The organism is Shimia sediminis, assembly GCF_003990645.1.
GTDB classification, from domain to species: domain Bacteria; phylum Pseudomonadota; class Alphaproteobacteria; order Rhodobacterales; family Rhodobacteraceae; genus Shimia; species Shimia sediminis.
This window is the reverse complement of the sequence record NZ_RYZK01000002.1, coordinates 167272-185030: the sequence shown is the minus strand read 5'-3', so window position 1 is coordinate 185030 and position 17759 is coordinate 167272. Positions and strand designations below refer to the sequence as shown.

At 59.7% G+C, this 17759-nt stretch carries 19 protein-coding genes, 2 tRNA genes and 1 other RNA gene; 16 read left to right on the top strand and 6 right to left on the bottom strand.

Annotated elements, in window-relative coordinates; all coding sequences use genetic code 11:
• The first annotated feature begins 45 nt into the window (after positions 1 to 45).
• From gatC to rnpB, 5 genes are all read left to right on the top strand, one after another.
• Positions 46 to 333, top strand: a complete 288-nt coding sequence (gene gatC / locus EK369_RS05425) for an Asp-tRNA(Asn)/Glu-tRNA(Gln) amidotransferase subunit GatC (RefSeq protein WP_127112681.1) — start codon at positions 46 to 48, stop codon at positions 331 to 333.
• Entirely contained in the window at positions 333 to 1820 is a 1488-nt protein-coding gene (gene gatA, locus EK369_RS05420; RefSeq protein WP_127112680.1) for an Asp-tRNA(Asn)/Glu-tRNA(Gln) amidotransferase subunit GatA, read from the top strand. The genes gatC and gatA overlap by 1 nt, the downstream gene beginning before the upstream one ends.
• 34 nt (positions 1821 to 1854) lie before the next feature.
• Positions 1855 to 2724 (top strand): hypothetical protein, encoded by an 870-nt coding sequence (locus EK369_RS05415; RefSeq protein WP_127112679.1) that lies wholly within the window; start codon positions 1855 to 1857, stop codon positions 2722 to 2724.
• Positions 2725 to 2728: 4 nt separating this feature from the next.
• Positions 2729 to 3370, top strand: a complete 642-nt coding sequence (locus tag EK369_RS05410) for an N-acetylmuramoyl-L-alanine amidase (protein WP_235871349.1) — start codon at positions 2729 to 2731, stop codon at positions 3368 to 3370.
• A 129-nt stretch (positions 3371 to 3499) separates the two neighbouring features.
• Positions 3500 to 3876, top strand: an RNA gene (gene rnpB, locus EK369_RS05405) — RNase P RNA component class A.
• Positions 3877 to 3925: 49 nt separating this feature from the next.
• Here rnpB and EK369_RS05400 read toward each other — a convergent pair.
• A complete protein-coding gene (locus EK369_RS05400) occupies positions 3926 to 5563 on the bottom strand; it encodes a sulfatase-like hydrolase/transferase (protein WP_127112677.1) in 1638 nt (545 codons plus the stop codon).
• A 280-nt stretch (positions 5564 to 5843) separates the two neighbouring features.
• Between EK369_RS05400 and EK369_RS05395 the strand changes: the two genes are divergently transcribed.
• The 4 genes from EK369_RS05395 to EK369_RS05380 all read left to right on the top strand — a co-directional run bounded on the left by EK369_RS05395 (position 5844) and on the right by EK369_RS05380 (position 8581).
• On the top strand, positions 5844 to 6797 hold the full coding sequence (locus EK369_RS05395; protein WP_127112676.1) for an AraC family transcriptional regulator: 954 nt from the start codon (positions 5844 to 5846) through the stop codon (positions 6795 to 6797).
• Between the two features lie 156 nt (positions 6798 to 6953).
• On the top strand, positions 6954 to 7121 hold the full coding sequence (rpmG, locus tag EK369_RS05390; RefSeq protein ID WP_007814563.1) for a 50S ribosomal protein L33: 168 nt from the start codon (positions 6954 to 6956) through the stop codon (positions 7119 to 7121).
• Positions 7122 to 7233: 112 nt separating this feature from the next.
• Entirely contained in the window at positions 7234 to 7740 is a 507-nt protein-coding gene (locus EK369_RS05385; protein WP_127112675.1) for a GNAT family N-acetyltransferase, read from the top strand.
• Positions 7741 to 7876: 136 nt separating this feature from the next.
• A complete protein-coding gene (locus EK369_RS05380; protein WP_127112674.1) occupies positions 7877 to 8581 on the top strand; it encodes a class I SAM-dependent methyltransferase in 705 nt (234 codons plus the stop codon).
• 78 nt (positions 8582 to 8659) lie between these two features.
• Here the strand turns inward: EK369_RS05380 and EK369_RS05375 are convergent, their stop codons facing one another.
• Entirely contained in the window at positions 8660 to 9436 is a 777-nt protein-coding gene (locus EK369_RS05375) for a Bax inhibitor-1/YccA family protein (protein ID WP_127112673.1), read from the bottom strand.
• A 123-nt stretch (positions 9437 to 9559) separates the two neighbouring features.
• The gene (locus tag EK369_RS05370) at positions 9560 to 9769 is read right to left on the bottom strand and encodes a DUF1127 domain-containing protein (RefSeq protein ID WP_127112672.1); all 210 of its coding nucleotides are present in this window, start codon (positions 9767 to 9769) and stop codon (positions 9560 to 9562) included.
• A gap of 127 nt (positions 9770 to 9896) precedes the next feature.
• Here EK369_RS05370 and EK369_RS05365 point away from each other — a divergent pair, with 127 nt between their 5' ends.
• Complete coding sequence (locus EK369_RS05365) at positions 9897 to 10799, top strand: LysR family transcriptional regulator (RefSeq protein ID WP_127112671.1); 903 nt, start codon at positions 9897 to 9899, stop codon at positions 10797 to 10799.
• 6 nt (positions 10800 to 10805) lie between these two features.
• Here the strand turns inward: EK369_RS05365 and EK369_RS05360 are convergent, their stop codons facing one another.
• The gene (locus EK369_RS05360; RefSeq protein ID WP_127112670.1) at positions 10806 to 11768 is read right to left on the bottom strand and encodes an NADPH:quinone oxidoreductase family protein; all 963 of its coding nucleotides are present in this window, start codon (positions 11766 to 11768) and stop codon (positions 10806 to 10808) included.
• Between the two features lie 297 nt (positions 11769 to 12065).
• Here EK369_RS05360 and EK369_RS05355 point away from each other — a divergent pair, with 297 nt between their 5' ends.
• The 3 genes from EK369_RS05355 to EK369_RS05345 all read left to right on the top strand — a co-directional run bounded on the left by EK369_RS05355 (position 12066) and on the right by EK369_RS05345 (position 14738).
• On the top strand, positions 12066 to 12434 hold the full coding sequence (locus EK369_RS05355) for a helix-turn-helix domain-containing protein (protein ID WP_127112669.1): 369 nt from the start codon (positions 12066 to 12068) through the stop codon (positions 12432 to 12434).
• A 58-nt stretch (positions 12435 to 12492) separates the two neighbouring features.
• Positions 12493 to 13287 (top strand): histidinol-phosphatase, encoded by a 795-nt coding sequence (gene hisN / locus EK369_RS05350; protein ID WP_127112668.1) that lies wholly within the window; start codon positions 12493 to 12495, stop codon positions 13285 to 13287.
• 116 nt (positions 13288 to 13403) lie between these two features.
• A complete protein-coding gene (locus EK369_RS05345) occupies positions 13404 to 14738 on the top strand; it encodes an 8-oxoguanine deaminase (RefSeq protein ID WP_127112667.1) in 1335 nt (444 codons plus the stop codon).
• Between the two features lie 62 nt (positions 14739 to 14800).
• On the opposite strand, the gene EK369_RS05340 is transcribed toward EK369_RS05345, so the two are convergent.
• Positions 14801 to 14875, bottom strand: a tRNA-Gly gene (locus EK369_RS05340).
• Between the two features lie 22 nt (positions 14876 to 14897).
• Positions 14898 to 14972: transfer RNA gene (locus tag EK369_RS05335), tRNA-Gly, on the bottom strand.
• A 227-nt stretch (positions 14973 to 15199) separates the two neighbouring features.
• On the opposite strand from EK369_RS05335, the gene EK369_RS05330 reads away from it, so the two are divergent.
• From EK369_RS05330 to EK369_RS05320, 3 genes are all read left to right on the top strand, one after another.
• Positions 15200 to 15472 carry a hypothetical protein gene (locus tag EK369_RS05330; protein ID WP_127112666.1) on the top strand — a complete coding sequence of 91 codons (273 nt, stop codon included), beginning with the start codon at positions 15200 to 15202 and terminating at the stop codon, positions 15470 to 15472.
• A 471-nt stretch (positions 15473 to 15943) separates the two neighbouring features.
• Positions 15944 to 16804: a glycosyltransferase family A protein gene (locus EK369_RS05325; RefSeq protein ID WP_127112665.1), complete on the top strand. Its 861-nt coding sequence runs from the start codon at positions 15944 to 15946 to the stop codon at positions 16802 to 16804.
• A 1-nt stretch (position 16805) separates the two neighbouring features.
• Complete coding sequence (locus EK369_RS05320; RefSeq protein WP_127112664.1) at positions 16806 to 17642, top strand: glycosyltransferase family A protein; 837 nt, start codon at positions 16806 to 16808, stop codon at positions 17640 to 17642.
• Positions 17643 to 17759: the final 117 nt, after the last annotated feature.

Genomic DNA, 17759 nt, shown 5'->3' with positions numbered 1-17759 from the left:
TGGGAAGGATAAACGCATGTCCAGAGTTTAAACCCGGAGTCTCGCATGTCGATTGACAAGGATACCGCCGCCCGCGTGGCCAAACTGGCCCGCATCAAGGTCGAAGAAGACGCGCTGCCCGCGCTGGCACAGGAATTCAACACCATCCTCGGCTTTATCGAGCAATTGAACGAGGTGGATGTGACAGGTGTGGAGCCGATGACTTCGGTCACCCCGCAGCGTCTGAAACGCCGTGAAGACGTAGTCACGGACGGCAATCAGCAGGCCAAGGTTCTGAAAAACGCGCCCGACGCGCGCGAAGGCTTTTTTGCGGTTCCGAAGGTGGTGGAATAATGAGCGATCTGAACAAACTGGGCCTGGCTGAGGCCCGTGATATGCTGCGTGCCGGTGACACCACCTCAGTGGAACTGACCGAGGCCTGCCTGAAAGCCATCGATCAGGCGGATGCGCTCAACACTTTTGTGCATAAGACGCCCGAAATTGCCATGGAACGTGCCAAGGCGGCGGATGCGCGCATTGCAACAGGCGACGCGCCGTCGATGTGTGGTCTGCCGGTGGGCATCAAGGATCTCTTTTGCACCAAGGGTGTCGAGAGTCAGGCCGCCAGCCGCATCCTGGAAGGGTTCAAGCCCGAGTACGAATCGACCGTGTCACAACAACTGGCGGATGCTGGTGCCGTGATGCTGGGCAAGCTGAACATGGACGAATTCGCGATGGGCTCGTCGAACGAGACCTCGGCCTATGGCAACGCGGTCAGCCCGTGGCGCCGTGGCAATGACGACGCACAACTGACACCGGGCGGCTCGTCTGGTGGCTCGGCCTCGGCGGTGGCCGCCGACCTGTGCCTCGCGGCAACCGGCACCGACACGGGTGGCTCGATCCGCCAGCCTGCCGCGTTTACTGGCACTGTGGGCATCAAGCCGACCTATGGCCGTTGTTCGCGTTGGGGCATCGTGGCCTTTGCCTCGTCGCTGGATCAGGCCGGTCCAATGACCAAATCGGTGCGCGATGCGGCGATCATGTTGGAAGCCATGTGCGGCCATGATCCCAAGGATTCGACCAGTGCCGACCTCGCCGTGCCAAATTTTGAGGCGATGCTGACCGGCGACATCAAAGGCAAGAAGATCGGCATTCCAAAAGAATACCACATGGACGGCATGCCCGAAGAGATCGAGACGCTCTGGGCCGAAGGTCGCGCCATGATGAAGGCGGCCGGTGCCGAGCTTGTCGATATCTCGCTGCCGCACACCAAATACGCTTTGCCTGCGTACTATGTGATTGCCCCTGCCGAGGCCTCGTCGAACCTCGCGCGTTATGATGGTGTGCGCTTTGGCCACCGCGCCACGCTGGCGGCAGGTGACGGCATCACCGAGATGTACGAGAAAACCCGCGCCGAAGGTTTTGGCCACGAGGTGCAGCGCCGCGTGATGATCGGCACCTATGTGTTGTCGGCAGGTTTCTACGACGCCTATTACAACCGTGCCCGCCGGGTGCGTGCGCTGATCAAGAAAGACTTTGATGACGTGTTTGCCGCCGGGATCGATGCGATCCTCACGCCTGCCACACCGTCCGCGGCCTTTGGTCTGGGCGAGATGAACGACGAAGATCCGGTGAAAATGTACCTCAACGACGTCTTCACCGTGACCGTGAACCTTGCTGGTCTGCCGGGAATTTCGGTGCCGACGGGGCTGGACCATCAGGGTCTGCCGCTGGGTCTGCAGCTGATTGGCCGCCCCTGGGAAGAGGGCGATCTGCTGAACACTGCCTATGCGCTTGAGTCTGCTGCCGGATTTGTAGCCAAACCGGGAAAATGGTGGTAAAACAGCTCAAAACAAGATTGAGCAGGCACCTAAAATGCGAGTTTTCCTGACGGGCTGTGCGCTTGTGGCATTGGCCGCATGCCAACCAAAGATTCCAGACAGCGCGGCAGGCGTTGGGTTTGATAACGCGATCCTGTCGCCGAACACCCAGCCCGCCGCATCCTCAACGGCGCTTCCGCCCGCATCGGCGGTGTCCCAGGAAACGCTTGTGAAACCGGCACCAACGCAGGTGGCTGCGGCCCCCAGGCCGCAACCCGCAACCCAGCCGATGGCGACCACAGCCACGGCGGCCCCGGCACCCAAGCCGAAACCTCAGCCAAAACCCAAGCCGACCACAACGGCTGCGGCCGCGCCAGCGACAACCGCGACGTCAACCGCCACCCGCGCGGCTACGACGGCGACCACGGACGATCCGACAGCTCCGCGCGCTCGGACGGCGGGTTCGGCTCAGACCACCTCGGATGGTGTTGTGCACGCCAGCCCCTCGAACCCGGCGCCCGTGCTGATGAACAATCCCGGCATTTCCGATGAAAACAACTTTGAGGCCGTCGGCTCGCGCCGGTCCATCGAAGATGACGCTGAACGCATTGCCAACAACCGCGCCAATTACGAGGTGATCCAGCCAACCGCCCTGCCCAAACGCACGGATACCGGCCCCAATATCGTGGCCTATGCCCTGTCGACGCAACATGCGGTGGGCACCAAGGCCTATAGCCGCATGGGGCTGACCACCAAGTCGCGCTATCAGAAAGCCTGTGCCAAATACCCGTCGAGCAGCGATGCGCAATCGGCGTTCCTGGCCAAGGGTGGACCCAAGAAAGACCGCCTGGGGCTGGACCCGGATGGGGATGGCTATGCCTGTGGCTGGGACCCATCTCCGTACCGGCAAGCCGCCCGCAACTGACCTCATGCCCGAGATCTGCTCTGCCCCATCCCCGTCCTTTGGTGAGCGCCGAGACGGGGCGCGTCCTGAGCTGATCGTGTTACACTACACGGCCATGGAAAGTGCCGAGGCGGCGTTGCAGCGGCTGTGCGATCCGGAGGTCGAGGTGTCCGCGCATTATCTGATCGCCGAGGATGGGCGCATCTGGCAGATGGTCGCCGAAGACATGCGTGCCTGGCATGCCGGGGTCGGGCAGTGGCGGGGCATCGAGGATGTGAACTCGCGCTCGATCGGGATTGAACTGGCGAACACTGGCAATCACCCATTTCCCGAGCCGCAGATGGCAGCGTTGGAAGACCTGATGCGCGCAATCATGCGGCGTTGGGATATCACGGCAGAGGGCGTCATTGGTCACTCGGACATGGCCCCGACGCGGAAATGCGATCCCGGACCACGATTTGATTGGGAACGTCTGGAAAAACAGGGGCTGGCCCGTCGGCGCGGCACCGGGTCGCCAGATCGCACGCTGCGCGAATTGGCGCAACAGATTGGGTTCCCGGCGGATGTCGATGACGAAACCCTGCTCGCCGCTGTGCGCCTGCGCTATCGTCCTTGGGCGCGCGGGCCACTGGAGCCTGCTGACCTCGTGCCATTGAGCGACACCTGAGCCTTCTTTTGGCCAAAAATATCCCGGGGTGAGACGTGCTTTTGCATGCAAAAGCGCGGCGAGGGGCAGCGCCCCTGACGTCGTCTTCCTCTTGACGCAAGCGCGCGCTCCGCATACCTCGGCAGTCGCGCAGAGGGCCGGGCGGCCGCGGGTGGCAACATCCGAGGAAAGTCCGGACTCCACAAGGCAACGGTGCCGGGTAACGCCCGGCCGGGGAAACCCGAGGGAAAGCGCCACAGAGAACAAACTACCCCGGTCCGCCGGGGAAAAGGTGAAACGGTGGGGTAAGAGCCCACCGCGGGACGGGCAACCGGACCGGCATGGCAAGCCCCACCGGGAGCAATGCCAAATAGGGATCGCGCGTGAGCAATCACAGGGGCGTCTTGCCCCGAGCAGGTCCGGGTTGGCAGCTAGAGGGTGCCCGGTAACGGGCGCTCAAGATGAATGGTCGTCGCCGCCAGAGCAATCCGGCGGAACAGAATCCGGCTTACAGGCCCTCTGCGCATAAAAAAGCCCGCCATGATCTGGCGGGCTTTTTCATGTTTTGGCGTTGGCTCAATGCCAGCTTGCAAAGGTTTTACGCGCCAGTTCGCTTTCAGGGCGCAAGCTTTCGATACCCTCATACGGAACACCCTTGCCAAGCGGCAGATGCGGATGTTTCGCGATGGTGAGCGCGTGGCGTTTGGCCATGTCCTGGAACGACGCCCCTGACCAGAGCGAGCCACCGATATCCGGGCTCATCTCGCGCGGGTCGCGCAGGATGTTGAACACAGGCGCCGCAGCGCCGGGAACGCCCGGAGCAGGCATGTGCATCTTGAATTCCTGTTTCACGATCGAGCGCAAAACCGGGCCTTCGTAGATGTAGACATAATCGCGGCGCGAGTTGCCTTCGCCTTCGAGCAACAGCGCAGTCTGATCGACCCCATCGATCACCCGGTCACGTGGAATACCATCGGTCGCCCCGGCAATCCGCGCGAATGTGGTGTACAGATCAGAGACGTGAATGATGTCACCGGCATAGCTGCCTGCCTCGATCACACCGGGCCAACGTACAAAGGCATCGACGCGCACGCCACCTTCGAGGTGCTCGGCCTTGCCGCCCCGATAGATCAACTCCTGCATGCCCGAGTTCGGCGAATACTGTTTGAAAATACCGTTGTCAGCCATGAAGACGACCAGCGTGTTCTCGGCCAGCCCCAATTCATCCACCTTGGCCATCAGGTCGCCGAACCAATCGTCGATCACTTCCATCTTGTCGGCCATGAAGCCGCCATTTCGGCTGGTTTGTTGCTCGGAATAGGTAAAGTTCAGCGGGAACAAAGGCCAATACTGCAGGAAGAAAGGCTCGTCCTCGCCGGACAGGCGCTCGAGTTGCTCCATGATCTGGCGCTGGTAGCGGTCGTTCATTTCTTCGTAATGGACCTGCGTCCATTCTTCGCCAGCCTCCAGTCCGACTTCGCGGGCCATGCCGCCAGCTTCGGCCTCAAGGCCGGTCACCAGCCCATAAGGCTTGAAGAGTTTGTCGATGGCAAATTGACCGGACTGTGTAGACGGATGCCAGCCGTTCAGGTTGGTCGCCTGCGCCGCCTCCTTGGTCATGAGGCTCAGTTGAACCTGTTGGTGAACAGGGAAATAGGCCACGTCAAAGCCCTGGTTGTGGGGAAAGGACTGTTCGATGTCGCCCTGGTGCCATTTCCCGACATGGGCCGTGTTGTAACCGGAGGCCTTTAGAACTTCGGCAATGGTCACCTCTTCGGCGGCCAGGCCCTCGCCGACCAAAGCAACCTTGACCTCTTCCTGCCCGGCGCGCACCGGATGTCGCCCGGTCAGAAAGGCCGTGCGGGTGGGTGTGCAGGATGGTTCGGTATACATGCGCATCAGCGACAGGCTTTCGCCGGCAAATTCGTTGATGTTGGGTGTGTCAAAACCAGCGACATAGTTCATCGCACGGTTGCCCATAAGGCCAAAGCTCACGTCATCGATCAGGACATACAGGATATTAGGGGGTTTGCCACCGTTGGCCGCATAGAGATCTGCCAGTTTGGCGTCGATTTCGCCATCCTGTGCCGCCCATTGCTCGCCCATTTGTGCCGCAAGGAAGTGATATTCGCCATCGCGGACGATGTCTCCGTCGGCGGCAAATGCCGCAGAGGACAACATCGTCGCCACCGCCGCAAGTAATACTCGTTTCATGTTTACCCCTCCGTGGGTTTCGTGGAAGTCGAATGGAAGTTTGTCAGGCTTTGCCGGATCAGCACCTGTGCCGCGGACGAAACCGTAAGCCCGGAAGCTTCGGCAAAGCGCTGAAGTGTCAGCCTCTGCTCACGGGTGAGAAAGGTAACAACCCTTTCGCAGCGTACTGTTTCCGGTGGAAGATTCGGGCGCCCCCTGCAGGTCTTCGGTTTTCTCTGGCTCAAATCGCAGATCCAACTAGATTGGTTTTGTGTACCAGAAAAAGTAGCGTGTCCGAAAAATGGACCACATCAAAAATCGGCCAGACACCACATCCCGCCCGGGCGGGCCTGTTGTTGAGGTTGCACTACCTGACCCCAACATCATCGACACGATCACGCCATGGCAGTTGAACTTTACCCAGATCGAGCCGGGACCGATGCAGACGGCCATTCGTATGCGCCAAGGCTCGGTGTTGACCCTGCTGGAAATCTCGATGGATCGCGCTGTGCACCAGCAGGGGCTGGCGCCGCCCGATACGCTGACCTTTGGGGTGCGGCTTTCGGGCTCAGCCTTTCGCTGGCGGGACGCAGAAGTTCAGGCCAAAAGGTTTTTGACTTTTGGCAGCAAGGAAGGGTTTGAAGGGCTGACCGATGCAACCTTTCATGGGCTGACATTTTCCGTGCCAGCAGATGCCATTGAGGCCCTGGCAGATCGCTTGGGGCTGGCGGTTGACCCGGCGCTGTGGTCAAGCGGCGTATTCAACCCGTCGCGGGACACGCAGGGCATCGACAGGCTTGCGGACCTTGCCCTTGGCCATTTGTCGACGCACAGAGGCGGAGCCATGGATGTCGCTGCGGAAGAAGAGGTGTTGGCTACTTTTCTGGCATTGTCGGCAGACACCAGGGTGCATGTTGATCTCAGTTCTGGTCGCCAAAGGGCGCGGGCCATGCGCATTGCGCTGGACTACATGGAGGCTCATGCGGATGAGAATGTGCCGATCAGCAGGATCTGCGAGATCGCCGGTGTCTCGTTGCGCAGCCTCAATCGTGCCTTTCGGGAAACGCTGGGCATTTCGCCGAAAGCCTATTTCCTGCGCCTGCGCCTGAATCGCTTCCGGCGCGCCTTGATCGAGCGCTCCGAGGCCAGGCCCATTGCCGACTCGGCCAATGCGCTGGGCTTTTGGCACATGGGCCAGCTGGCGCGGGATTACCGTGCCCAGTTTGGTGAATTGCCTTCGGCCACCATTGCCTGAGTGCGTTACGTTCCGGCCAAACGACACAGACTTGGCAATTTCCCCACAGGTGAGGGCATTTTTGCCGGAATCGCCATTGACTCGGGGGCGTGCATCATTAAAAGGCAGGCTTCATGAGAATTTCACGGGCCGCAATGCCCGCGCAGGAGAAGAACAATGGCGAAGCCGACGACTATCAAGATCCGTCTGAACTCGACCGCGGGCACGGGCCATTTCTACGTGACCAAGAAAAACGCACGAACCATGACCGAAAAGATGGTCGTACGTAAGTACGATCCGGTGGTGCGCAAGCATGTCGAGTACAAGGAAGGCAAGATCAAGTAAGATCGCCCCTTAGACAAGATGCAAGAGCCGCGCCGCCAGAGCGCGGCTTTTTGCTTTTCCGGACACCTGCCGCGCCCTGACCACTCCCCCCGAGGACTCAAGGACGCCAAAGATGTCAGATTCGATCCGAATTCGCCCCGCCACGCCTGCAGACCGGGCCGTTGTGACCCAGCTGTTTCGTCAGTCATACCCGCGGCTGCTGCCGGACTATTATGCGCCGGACACCCTGCGTGCCGCCCTGCCGCATATCACGACGGCCCAGCCTGCATTGTTGGATTGCGGAACCTATCTGGTGGCGCAAAACGACAAAGGTGATCTGATTGGTGCTGGCGGGTGGACGGACACCAGCCCGGCACGCGGTGTCGCCTCTGCCGGAGAGGGGCATGTGCGCCATGTGGCCACGCATCCCTCTCATCTGAGGCAAGGCGTGGGGCGCCGACTGGTCGAGGCCGCGCTTGCCTCGGCGCGCGCCTTTGGTGTGGATCGCATGAACTGCATGAGCACCCTGGCGGCCCTGCGGTTTTATCGCTCGATGGGCTTTCGCGACGTGGGAGAGGTTGAACTGACCCTCGCGCCCGGCGTTCACTTTCCCGCAGTGCAGATGGTTTGTGAGTTGTGAGATGGTTCGCCCTCGGCCCATCATACTTGTCAAAAACAGGGGGGTACTTCATACCTTGTAGAGCAACGCAGATACAAGAAACCGTCAAGGTGGCGTTGCAAAGCGAACAACACGGCGACCAAGAGGCGGCAGTCCAATGGGTATCAGTATTAATATCGCGATGCAGATGGCACGCAGCGCGCATTTTCTCGAAGGTAAGTCCGAAGGCGTCATGCTGGGACGGCAGAAGATGCACTTTAAAGAACGATGGAAACCGCGCCTGGTCAATGGGTTGCGCACAGAGTTGGGCATTGAAACCAGCGAAGAAGAGCTCTTTCAGGCGGACGGGTTTTGCGAGTCCTTTTTGAATGTCATCAATTGGCCCGCGCTGGAAAGCCTGGATTTCTCGGACATTGAAGGCGCCGAGTATGTCCACGACCTCTCTAAGCCGGTGGGCAAAGATCTGCGCCAGAAGTTCGATGTGATCTATGACGGAGGCACCACCGAGCACGTGTTTGATATTGCCGCGTCGCTGCGCAATGTTCACAAGATGCTCAAGGATGATGGTATCTTCATATCCTGCGTCGGCACGGACGGTTGGTTTGGCCACGGATTCTTTCAGGTCGGGCCAGATGTGCCCTGGCGGTTTTTCGGAGCCACTCTGGGATATGACGTGTTGAAGTGCTGCACATTCAATCGGAACAACCGCAAGCCACCAAAAGACATTCCTGACCCCACTCTTTCGCCGCGCGGCGCCGAAGCCTGGTATGATGAGCCGCAGTTCCTGTTCTACGTGGTTCAGAAACGTGGCGAGAAACGCTCGTATCCGCCGACGATCCAGAGCCACTATGTGAACTACTAGGGTCCACACGAACAAATCAGACAAACAAAAAGGCCGGTCGCTGGGACCGGCCTTTTGGTGTTTTGGCGGTGTTGCGTGTTACTCGCGGTTGCCGAGCAGCGACAGCAGCATCATGAACAGGTTGATAAAGTCCAGATACAGGCTCAGCGCGCCCATGATGGCCGCTTTGCCCAGCCATTCGGTGTCACCGGAATGCGCCATCTGCAGATAGGTGGTCTTGATCTTTTGCGTGTCATAGGCGGTGAGGCCGGCAAAAATCAGGACACCGATCACCGACACGGCAAAGGCCACGGCCGACGACGCCAGGAAGATGTTCACGATCGACGCCACGATCAGGCCGATCAGACCCATGATCAGGAACGACCCCCAGCCCGAGATGTCTTTCTTGGTGGTGTAGCCCCAGAGCGACAGACCGGCAAAAGCGATCGAGGTGATCAGGAAGACCTGCGCGATGGATTCACCGGCGTAGACGATAAAGATCGACGACAGCGACAGGCCCATCAGGGTTGCGAAGACATAGAAGTAGAGCTGCGCCCCGGCGGCCGAGATGCGGTTCAGCACCGCGCCAAAGCCAAAGACCATGCCCAATGGGGCCAGCATGATGACCCATTTCAGCGGCGACATGTAGATTGCCTGACCCAGTCCGGTCAGATACTGACCTTCGCGGATCATGACTTCAGCGCCATTGGGGTTGCTGGTCACGGCCATGCCCGCAATGGCCCAGGCCGCAAGAAACGTGATAAATGTGCCTACGGACATGGTGCCGTAGACCTTGTTCATGTGGGCGCGAAGCCCTTCGTCAATCTGGGCGGTGCGGGTGCCCGCAGTGCTCCGGATTGTGTCAAATTCAGCCATCAAAGCCTCCGATATTGAACTTTTGGGGCCGCCAGATCGCTCTGGCAGCCGTCAAAAGGAAATATCGGTCACGAAGACACCTTTTTCAAGGATTTCCGGTAGGAAAACGCTGTGTTTCTTTTTTTAGCAGCGCCAATTCGCAGGAACGTCCCACAGGGCGCGCTTGGCTTCCTGTTCAACATCCGAACGGGTCAAACCCATATCGCGCAAGGCCGCGTCATCCAGACGAACCAGGGCTTTGCGCTGACGGCGCACCGCAGCCATTTGGCTGAGGGATGGGGTTTTGACGGAAGAGAGGCCAAAGTTGCGGCCGAGGGTTGAGATAAGTGCCATTGTCTTGTCCTTTCTTGGATTGCGATGGTTGATTGTGTTTCCATCAATTTGTTTGATGTATATGGTGAAGTGGTCTAATAAGGAAAACGAATGTTTGTGAAGTAATCCATCAGCGACGGTGATATGAATGCGAAACCTCGATGTAACGACCCTGCGCAGCTTCGTTGCTGTGGCCGATCTGGGCGGTGTAACCAAGGCAGCAGGTTTCCTGCACCTGACCCAATCCGCCGTCTCTATGCAGTTAAAAAGACTGGAGGAATTGATCGGCGTTGATCTCTTGGATCGCTCCGGGCGGGGCATTGCCCTGACACCGGCGGGCGAGCAATTGTTGGGTTATGCCCGGCGCATGGTGTCTCTGAATGACGAGGTGATCCGGCGCCTCACGCATGAAGAATTTGAAGGATCTGTCACGCTTGGGGTGCCCCATGACATTGTCTACCCGGTGATTCCACGCGCGATGCAGCAATTCGCGGCTGCTTACCCCCGTGTCAAAGTCCATCTGGTGTCCTCTTACACCCGCGCCCTGCGAACCCAGTTTGAAAAGGGCGAATGCGATCTGATTCTCACCACCGAAACCGAGATGGGCCCCGGCGCAGAAGAGCTGATCACGCTGCCCCTGGCCTGGATTGGGGCTCCGGGCGGAGCCACCTGGCGGCGGCGACCATTCCAGTTTGCCTCGGGCAAGAACTGCCTGTTTCGCAGCGGCGCGATCCGCGCACTGGACGAGGCCGGCATCGATTGGGAGATGGCGGTTGAAACCGGATCGGAGCGCACGGTCGAGGCCACTGTCAGCGCCGACCTTGGCGTCATGTCAATGATCGAGGGCACTGAGCCGCCCTATCTCGAGGTTATCGAGCACGGCGGCGCGTTGCCGGATCTGGGCATTCAGCACATCAACATGTACGGCGCAAAAGAGGGCAAGGGCGAGGTGGTCGCCCACCTGGCCAGTCTGTTGCGCAAGGGCTTTGAGCCGATGCAGCAAGGGCGCTCGGGGGCGATGCGCCGCCGCATTTCCGCGGTGGGCTGTTGATCCGCCTCAGGGCATGGTCACGATTACCTTGCCGGTCGATTTGCGGCTGCGGAGCAGCTCCATCGCCTCGGCGGCTTGTTCCAAAGGCAGGGAATGACTGATATGCGGCGTGATGCGCCCTTCGCCATGCCAGTCAAACAGGGTCTTGAGGCTGTTGGTGATGACCTCGGGTTTGAACGCAAGATAGCCGCCCCAGTACAGGCCCATGACCGTGAGGTTCTTGACCAGCAGGTGGTTGGCCGGAATTTGCGGCACGTCCCCGCTGGCAAAGCCGATCGGCAACAGGCGTGCCTCGGGGTTGCAGGCGCGAAACGCGGCCTTGAACTGGTCACCGCCAACCGGATCATAAACCACATCGGCACCGCCGAGCGCCTTGACCTCGGCGCGGATGTCCGCCGTCGTGGCGTCGATCAGATGGTCGGCCCCGGCCTGTTTTGCCACCTCAAGCTTGTCAGCATCTCGTGCACAGGCGATTACGGTGGCCCCCATGACTTTGCCGATCTCGACGGCAGTCAGGCCAACGCCGCCTGCCGCCCCCAGCACCAACAGGGTTTCTCCTGGTTGCAATCGCGCCCGGTAGTCCAGCGCCACATGGCTTGTGCCATAGGCAATCAGAAAGGCGGCGGCCTCTTCAAAGGACATTGAATCGGGGATCGGCACTGCGCGGCGCGCGTCAAAACACCCATATTCAGCCAGCCCACCCTGGCCGCCAAAAACCGCCACACGCGTGCCGACGGCGGGACCATCTGTATCCGGACCCAGCGCATCGACCACGCCCGCAACCTCCATGCCGCAGACAAAGGGCAGGGGAGGCGTTTCCTGATAAGTCCCCTTTTGCATCAGGAGATCTGCAAAATTCAGCCCGCATGCCTTGGTAGCGAGGCGAATCTCTCCTTGTTCGGGGGCGGGAACCGGCAAGTCCGTGACCTGAGCCGGGGTGTCATGAGAGGTGACCTGGAATGCGCGCATGAGAATCTCCTGTGTTTCGACCTTGTTTGACTGCATAGCAGGCCATATCAAAAAAGAATGCGAAATTCGCGGCTTACAGGGTTTTCGTTACGTCGTTGAATCGCCTTTTGATTGAGTGTTAACGCGCTGCCATATCCGGTGCCTTGTGTGTATTTCCTTGATCCGATAAGGAATAGTGGTAGTGTAGTCGTATCGCTGTGAGGGATGTGCGGCGACACGGAAGTGGTTACGTGGCGGTCGTGTCAGGCCGGTGCATGCCAAACAGCAGCCGACAGGCAGATTTTGAGGAGTCGTGTAATGACCCACCCAGTGGACGTGCATGTAGGGAAGCGCATTCGGCAGCGGCGTTGGCTGACCGGGATGACCCAACAGCAACTCGCGGAACATGTTGGAATCAAGTTCCAGCAAATCCAGAAATATGAAACCGGTGCCAACCGCGTCAGTGCCTCCCGTCTTTGGGATATCGCTGATGCGCTGGAAGTTCCGGTCAGCTTCTTCTTCGAAGGTATCGAAGCGGAAGAAGCAGCCGAGGCATCGGGCAAAGTGCCCGCAGATCTCATGGGCGATAAAGAAGCGCTGGATCTTGTGCGCTCGTATTATTCGATCCCGGAGAACCAGCGCCGTCGTCTTTTCGAATTGGCCCGGGTTTTATCTGACGTCGCTTGAGTTTACCGATCCGCTGCGCTAGCCCCTGAGGCATGGCGCAGCGGAAAGGAAGCGCGACTTGGACAAGACCGACACAACGCAGATCATTAACGTGGCGCACGCGATGGCTGATGCCGCGCGCGATGCGATCTTGCCCTATTTCCGCCAGGCCGGGCTGGCGGCCACTAATAAACTGGAGGACGGGTTTGATCCCGTCACCGAGGCCGACAAGGCCGCCGAACGCGCCATGCGCGCCGTTCTGGCAGAGCATCGTCCAAAGGACGGCATCTTTGGCGAAGAGTACGGTCAGTCCGACGGTACCAGTGGTCTGACATGGGTGCTTGACCCGATCGACGGCACCCGCGCTTTTATCAGTGGCACGCCCACCTGGGGTGTTCTGATTGCCCTGTCTGATGCAAAGGGTCCGATCTTTGGCATTGTTGACCAACCTTTCATCCAAGAGCGTTTTCTTGGCGGCTTTGGCGTGGCAGAGGTACAGGGGCCGCATGGCACGTATCAGCTGAAGACATCGCCTATCTCATCCCTCGAGGATGCCACAATCTTTACCACTTTCCCCGAAGTCGGCACCCCCGAGGAGCGGGCCGGGTTCGAGGCTGTTGCGGGGCAAACCAAGCTGACCCGCTATGGCATGGATTGCTACGCCTATGCGCTGGTGGCCGCCGGACAGGTTGAACTGGTGGTCGAGGCGGGTCTGAATGCCTATGATATCCAGGGCCCGATGGCCGTGGTTCAGGCTGCAGGGGGGGTTGTCACGGACTGGCAGGGCGGGCCAGCCCATCAGGGCGGGCGTGTGATTGCCGCGGCAAATGCCGAAGTACACGCCGCTGCATTGGAAATTTTGCGCCGGTATTGATCCGTTGGCGGGCTGCGGATAAACTCATCAGCGCGTCGAGTCCTTTGCCCGCTTTCTGTCGGCGCATTTCACACTTCAACCGAATCGGGCCACATGAAGTGTGAAAGGACGACTGCATGTCGGAAATACTTATCAAGAACGCCAGCCATGTTTTGACCATGGACGACACGCGCCGAGAGTTGGCCGGGGCGGATATCCGGTTGAAAGAGGGTGTCATCGCCGAGATTGGCCAGGGGCTGACAAGCGACGGAGAGGTGGTGAATGCCGCCGGTTGCGTCGTAACTCCGGGATTGGTGAACACGCATCACCACCTATACCAAACCCTGACCCGTGCGGTTCCCGGTGGGCAGGATGCCTTGCTGTTCGGCTGGTTGCAGACGCTCTATCCAATCTGGTCGCGCTTTGGGCCGGAAGAGATGTTCACCTCGGCGCAGGTCGGGTTGGCCGAATTGATGATGTCAGGGTGCACGCTGACGTCGGATCACCTGTACCTTTTTCCCAATGGGTCGACGCTGGACGACACGATCCATGCCGCCGCCGAGATTGGCATGCGATTTCACCCCACGCGCGGTGCCATGAGTATCGGCGAAAGCGACGGGGGGCTGCCGCCGGACAGTTTGGTAGAGCGCGAAGAAGATATCCTGAATGACGCCATCCGGTTGATCGACCGCTTCCATGACGCCAGCGAAGGGTCCATGTGCCGGGTGGGGGTGGCCCCCTGTTCGCCGTTCTCGGTCAGTCGCGAGTTGATGCGCGATGCCGCCATTCTGGCGCGGGACAAGGGCGTGATGCTGCACACCCACCTGGCGGAAAATGACGAGGACATCGCCTATAGCCTTGAGAAATTCGGCTGCCGTCCGGGGCAATATGCCGAAGACCTCGGCTGGACCGGGGAGGACGTCTGGCACGCCCATTGCGTCAAGCTGGACGGTGAAGAGATCGACCTGTTTGCGCGGTCTCGCACGGGCGTTGCCCATTGTCCCTGTTCAAACTGTCGACTTGGCAGCGGCATTGCACCGGTGCGTGACATGCGGGATGCGGGCGTCAAAGTGGGGCTGGGCGTGGATGGCTCGGCCAGCAACGATGCAGGGAACCTTGTGCTCGAGGCACGGCAATCAATGCTGCTGCAACGCGTCAGCCGTGGTGCCGATGCCATGAGCGCGCGCGAGGCACTTGAGATTGCCACCAGGGGCGGCGCAGAAGTGCTTGGGCGCGACGATTGCGGGCAAATTGCCGTGGGCAAGCGGGCCGATCTGGCGCTGTGGGATGTGAGCAGTTTGGAAAGCGCGGGCAGCTGGGATCCGGCGGCCCTGTTGCTGGCGGGGCCTGTGCAGGTGCGCGACCTGTTCATCAATGGTCGTCAAACCGTGCGGGATGGGCATGTCACAACCGTAGATCTGCCAAAGGTGATCGGCAAACAGAATGCGATGGCACGGAAGCTGGCTGGATAAATCGATGGCCTGAAAAAGACGAAAGGCGCGGGGAAATCCCTGCGCCTTTTCGGTTGGCTTTCTGGAGCGGGCGAGGCGATTCGAACGCCCGACCCTAACCTTGGCAAGGTTATGCTCTACCCCTGAGCTACGCCCGCTTGCAGAAAGCTATGTCTTCAATGGAGCGGGCGAGGCGATTCGAACGCCCGACCCTAACCTTGGCAAGGTTATGCTCTACCCCTGAGCTACGCCCGCATCATTGAGTGAGGCGTGAGATATAAAGAGTCGCGCAAAGCCGCAAGAGGAAAATGGGGCGCGCGGCAAAAAAATCTGATTATGTCGCGACAGAAAATCGTATTCGGGACGTATAGGTTGTTATGAAAACACATTGCCTCACATCACTTTCACGCCGTGCTCTTCTGGTTGGTTTCATCACGGCCCCCACATTGACGTGGGCGCATAGCGGCCACGGGCCAACCCGCATGTCGGCCGAGGTCCGTGTTGGGCGCGTCAAGGACGGCGCGGTGAAACTCGTGCTCACCCTCGTCAATACGGCCAGCACGCCCACCGCGCTGCTTTCCATAACGGCAAAAGGGGCCGATCCGGTGGTTCTGCCACAGCCGTTCGAGGTTGCAGGCTTTGGCACCGGTGAGCTGAAGATCACATTGGTCTTTCAGGGAGAGGTTCCCGGTCGCTTTACCGCCATGCTGGATTTTGGCGATCATGGGCATCGGTCGGTCACGGTGACCCTGTGACCCGATGAGAGGATTGAGAGAGTTTGGGAGGAGTCTCATGCGTTGTTGTGAAAATTTCCGCATAGTTGCCCTGTTGGGCGCGATTATGCTTGGCTTGGTTGCCGAGGCGCACGCCGACCAAGTGATAGGCGGTGAATGGGTGTGTGCGAACGCCCTTTACCAACGCTAATCCGCCACCCCGTTGGTGTAAGCCATCCGTCCGGTCGCGGTGCCGGGATTTTCGTGCAGGATCGGCCCAAGACTCCTATGCCAGCAATCCCAGAAGCAGCGGTGCCCACATGGTGTTTCCTGAGTGCCCCAAGGGCATCTAGCACGATGTCCCGACGCAGACCCAACCGGTGGCCTTCGGCTGTCCGAAGGGCATAAAGTGCAAGAGCTTTGCCAAACTGCACGGCCGCGTTTGACAGGGTTTTCTGGGCCTTTGCCGCGTGCTAGAACCGGCGCAACATCACGTGCTCCGGAGGCTGGACGTTGAGCCGGTACATCGTCAGTCTTTCCTCGATCCCGCCGCGTTTTCCGGGCCTGCCCCGCACGCTGCAAAGTCTTTTGGCGCAATCCGTGGCCCCCGAACGCGTGATCCTGTATCTCAGCCGCCAGTACACGCGATTTCCCGACTGGGACGGAACGCTACCCGAGGTGCCCGAGGGTGTTGAAATTCGCCTGGTGGACGAAGATTTTGGCCCCGCGACAAAGATTTTGCCAGCGCTGAAGGATTTCGCAGGTGAAGACCTCGACATCCTGTTTTGCGACGACGACCAGATCTATCAACCCTATCTGGCCGAGGCATTGCTCGAGGGGCGTCGTCAACATCCCGACGCCTGTATCGCGGCCAGCGGCATGATGGATTACGTCCCCCCCGAAGGGGTTGCTACACGCGATTTTACTCATCATCCGCGCATGATCCATTTCCCCAAGTACCGCAATCCCTGGTACCTGGTTCGGCTCTTGGTCACGCTTGCCTTGCAGGTCGTCACGCGCCGTGCCTGGCCTGAACCCTTGCGCAAACGGGTGCTGCGTGCAGGGTATTCCGACGGGTTCGAGGGTTGGATGGGCGTTCTTGTGCGTCCTGACTTTTTCCCGCCCGAGGTTTTTGACATCCCCGCCTTTGCGCGGCCTGTGGATGATGTTTGGCTTTCGGGCCATGCCACGCGGCTGGGTCATCCGCCTTGGGTCGTTGGAGGGCTGTTTCAACCTACCCTGATGCCGATCTCGACGGACGATCACGACAACCACACCGCGCTTTATCGGTCAGAATTTGGCGGGGTGCGTCGGGACCAATCCAATATCGACACGCTGCGTCACTTTCAAAAGACATACGGGATCTGGAGCTAAGATGCCGGACTATGTGATCACCCTCTCTTCCATTCCGCCGCGCTTTTCCCGGCTGGCACTGACGTTAGAGACGCTTTTGCGCCAGACGGTGCCCGCCCGGCAGATCATTGTATACCTTCCCAAAACCTACCACCGGTTTCCTGATTGGGACGGCAGCTTGCCACAGGTGCCAGAGGGCGTGGAAATCCGTCGGGTGGACGAAGATTATGGCCCCGCGACCAAGCTTTTGCCGGCGTTGCGCGACTTTGGTGCCGATCAGGAAATCCTGTTTTGCGACGATGACATGGATTATCCGCGCGACTGGGCCGTGGCGTTTTTCAAACAACGCGCGCGACAGCCCGACGCCTGCATCACGCTATGTGCCGGGTCGGTCAAAGATCCCCAGCTGAAGGCGCGTCAAAACCTATTACGCCCCCGTGCATGGCGACTATGGCGGGCGTTTGACATGGAGCAGAACCTGCGTGTGATGGTCGAGGCCTTCGGGCGCAAGGCCTTGGGGTGGCCCCACCGGTTTGTCGGGCGCCGCCGTTGCCTGAAAGCGGGCTACATGGACAATTTCATGGGGTTCGGCGGCGTGTTGGTGCGGCCAGGTTTTTTTGATGACGACGTGTTCGACATCCCCGAAGAGGCCTGGTCAGTCGATGACATCTGGCTCTCGGGCATTGCGATGAAGAACGGGCATCCGGTCTGGATGATTCCACGGCGACGCGAGTCCACGTCTCACGCCCACTTCAATCAAGCTGCCCTCACCGATATGGAAGGCGGCAGGCAGGGTCGGGACAAGGCCAATGCCCGGGCAGCTCGGTATCTGCAAGAGCGGTACGGGATTTGGTTGTGAAACTGGCCACTCGCATCCGTGGCAGCATGGTTGCGAGTGGTAGGAACAGCGCGCATGAGATGGGTTAGTTGGGCTAGATTGCGTCTAAACCCATCTTTGTGAGGCGATGGTTCCCTA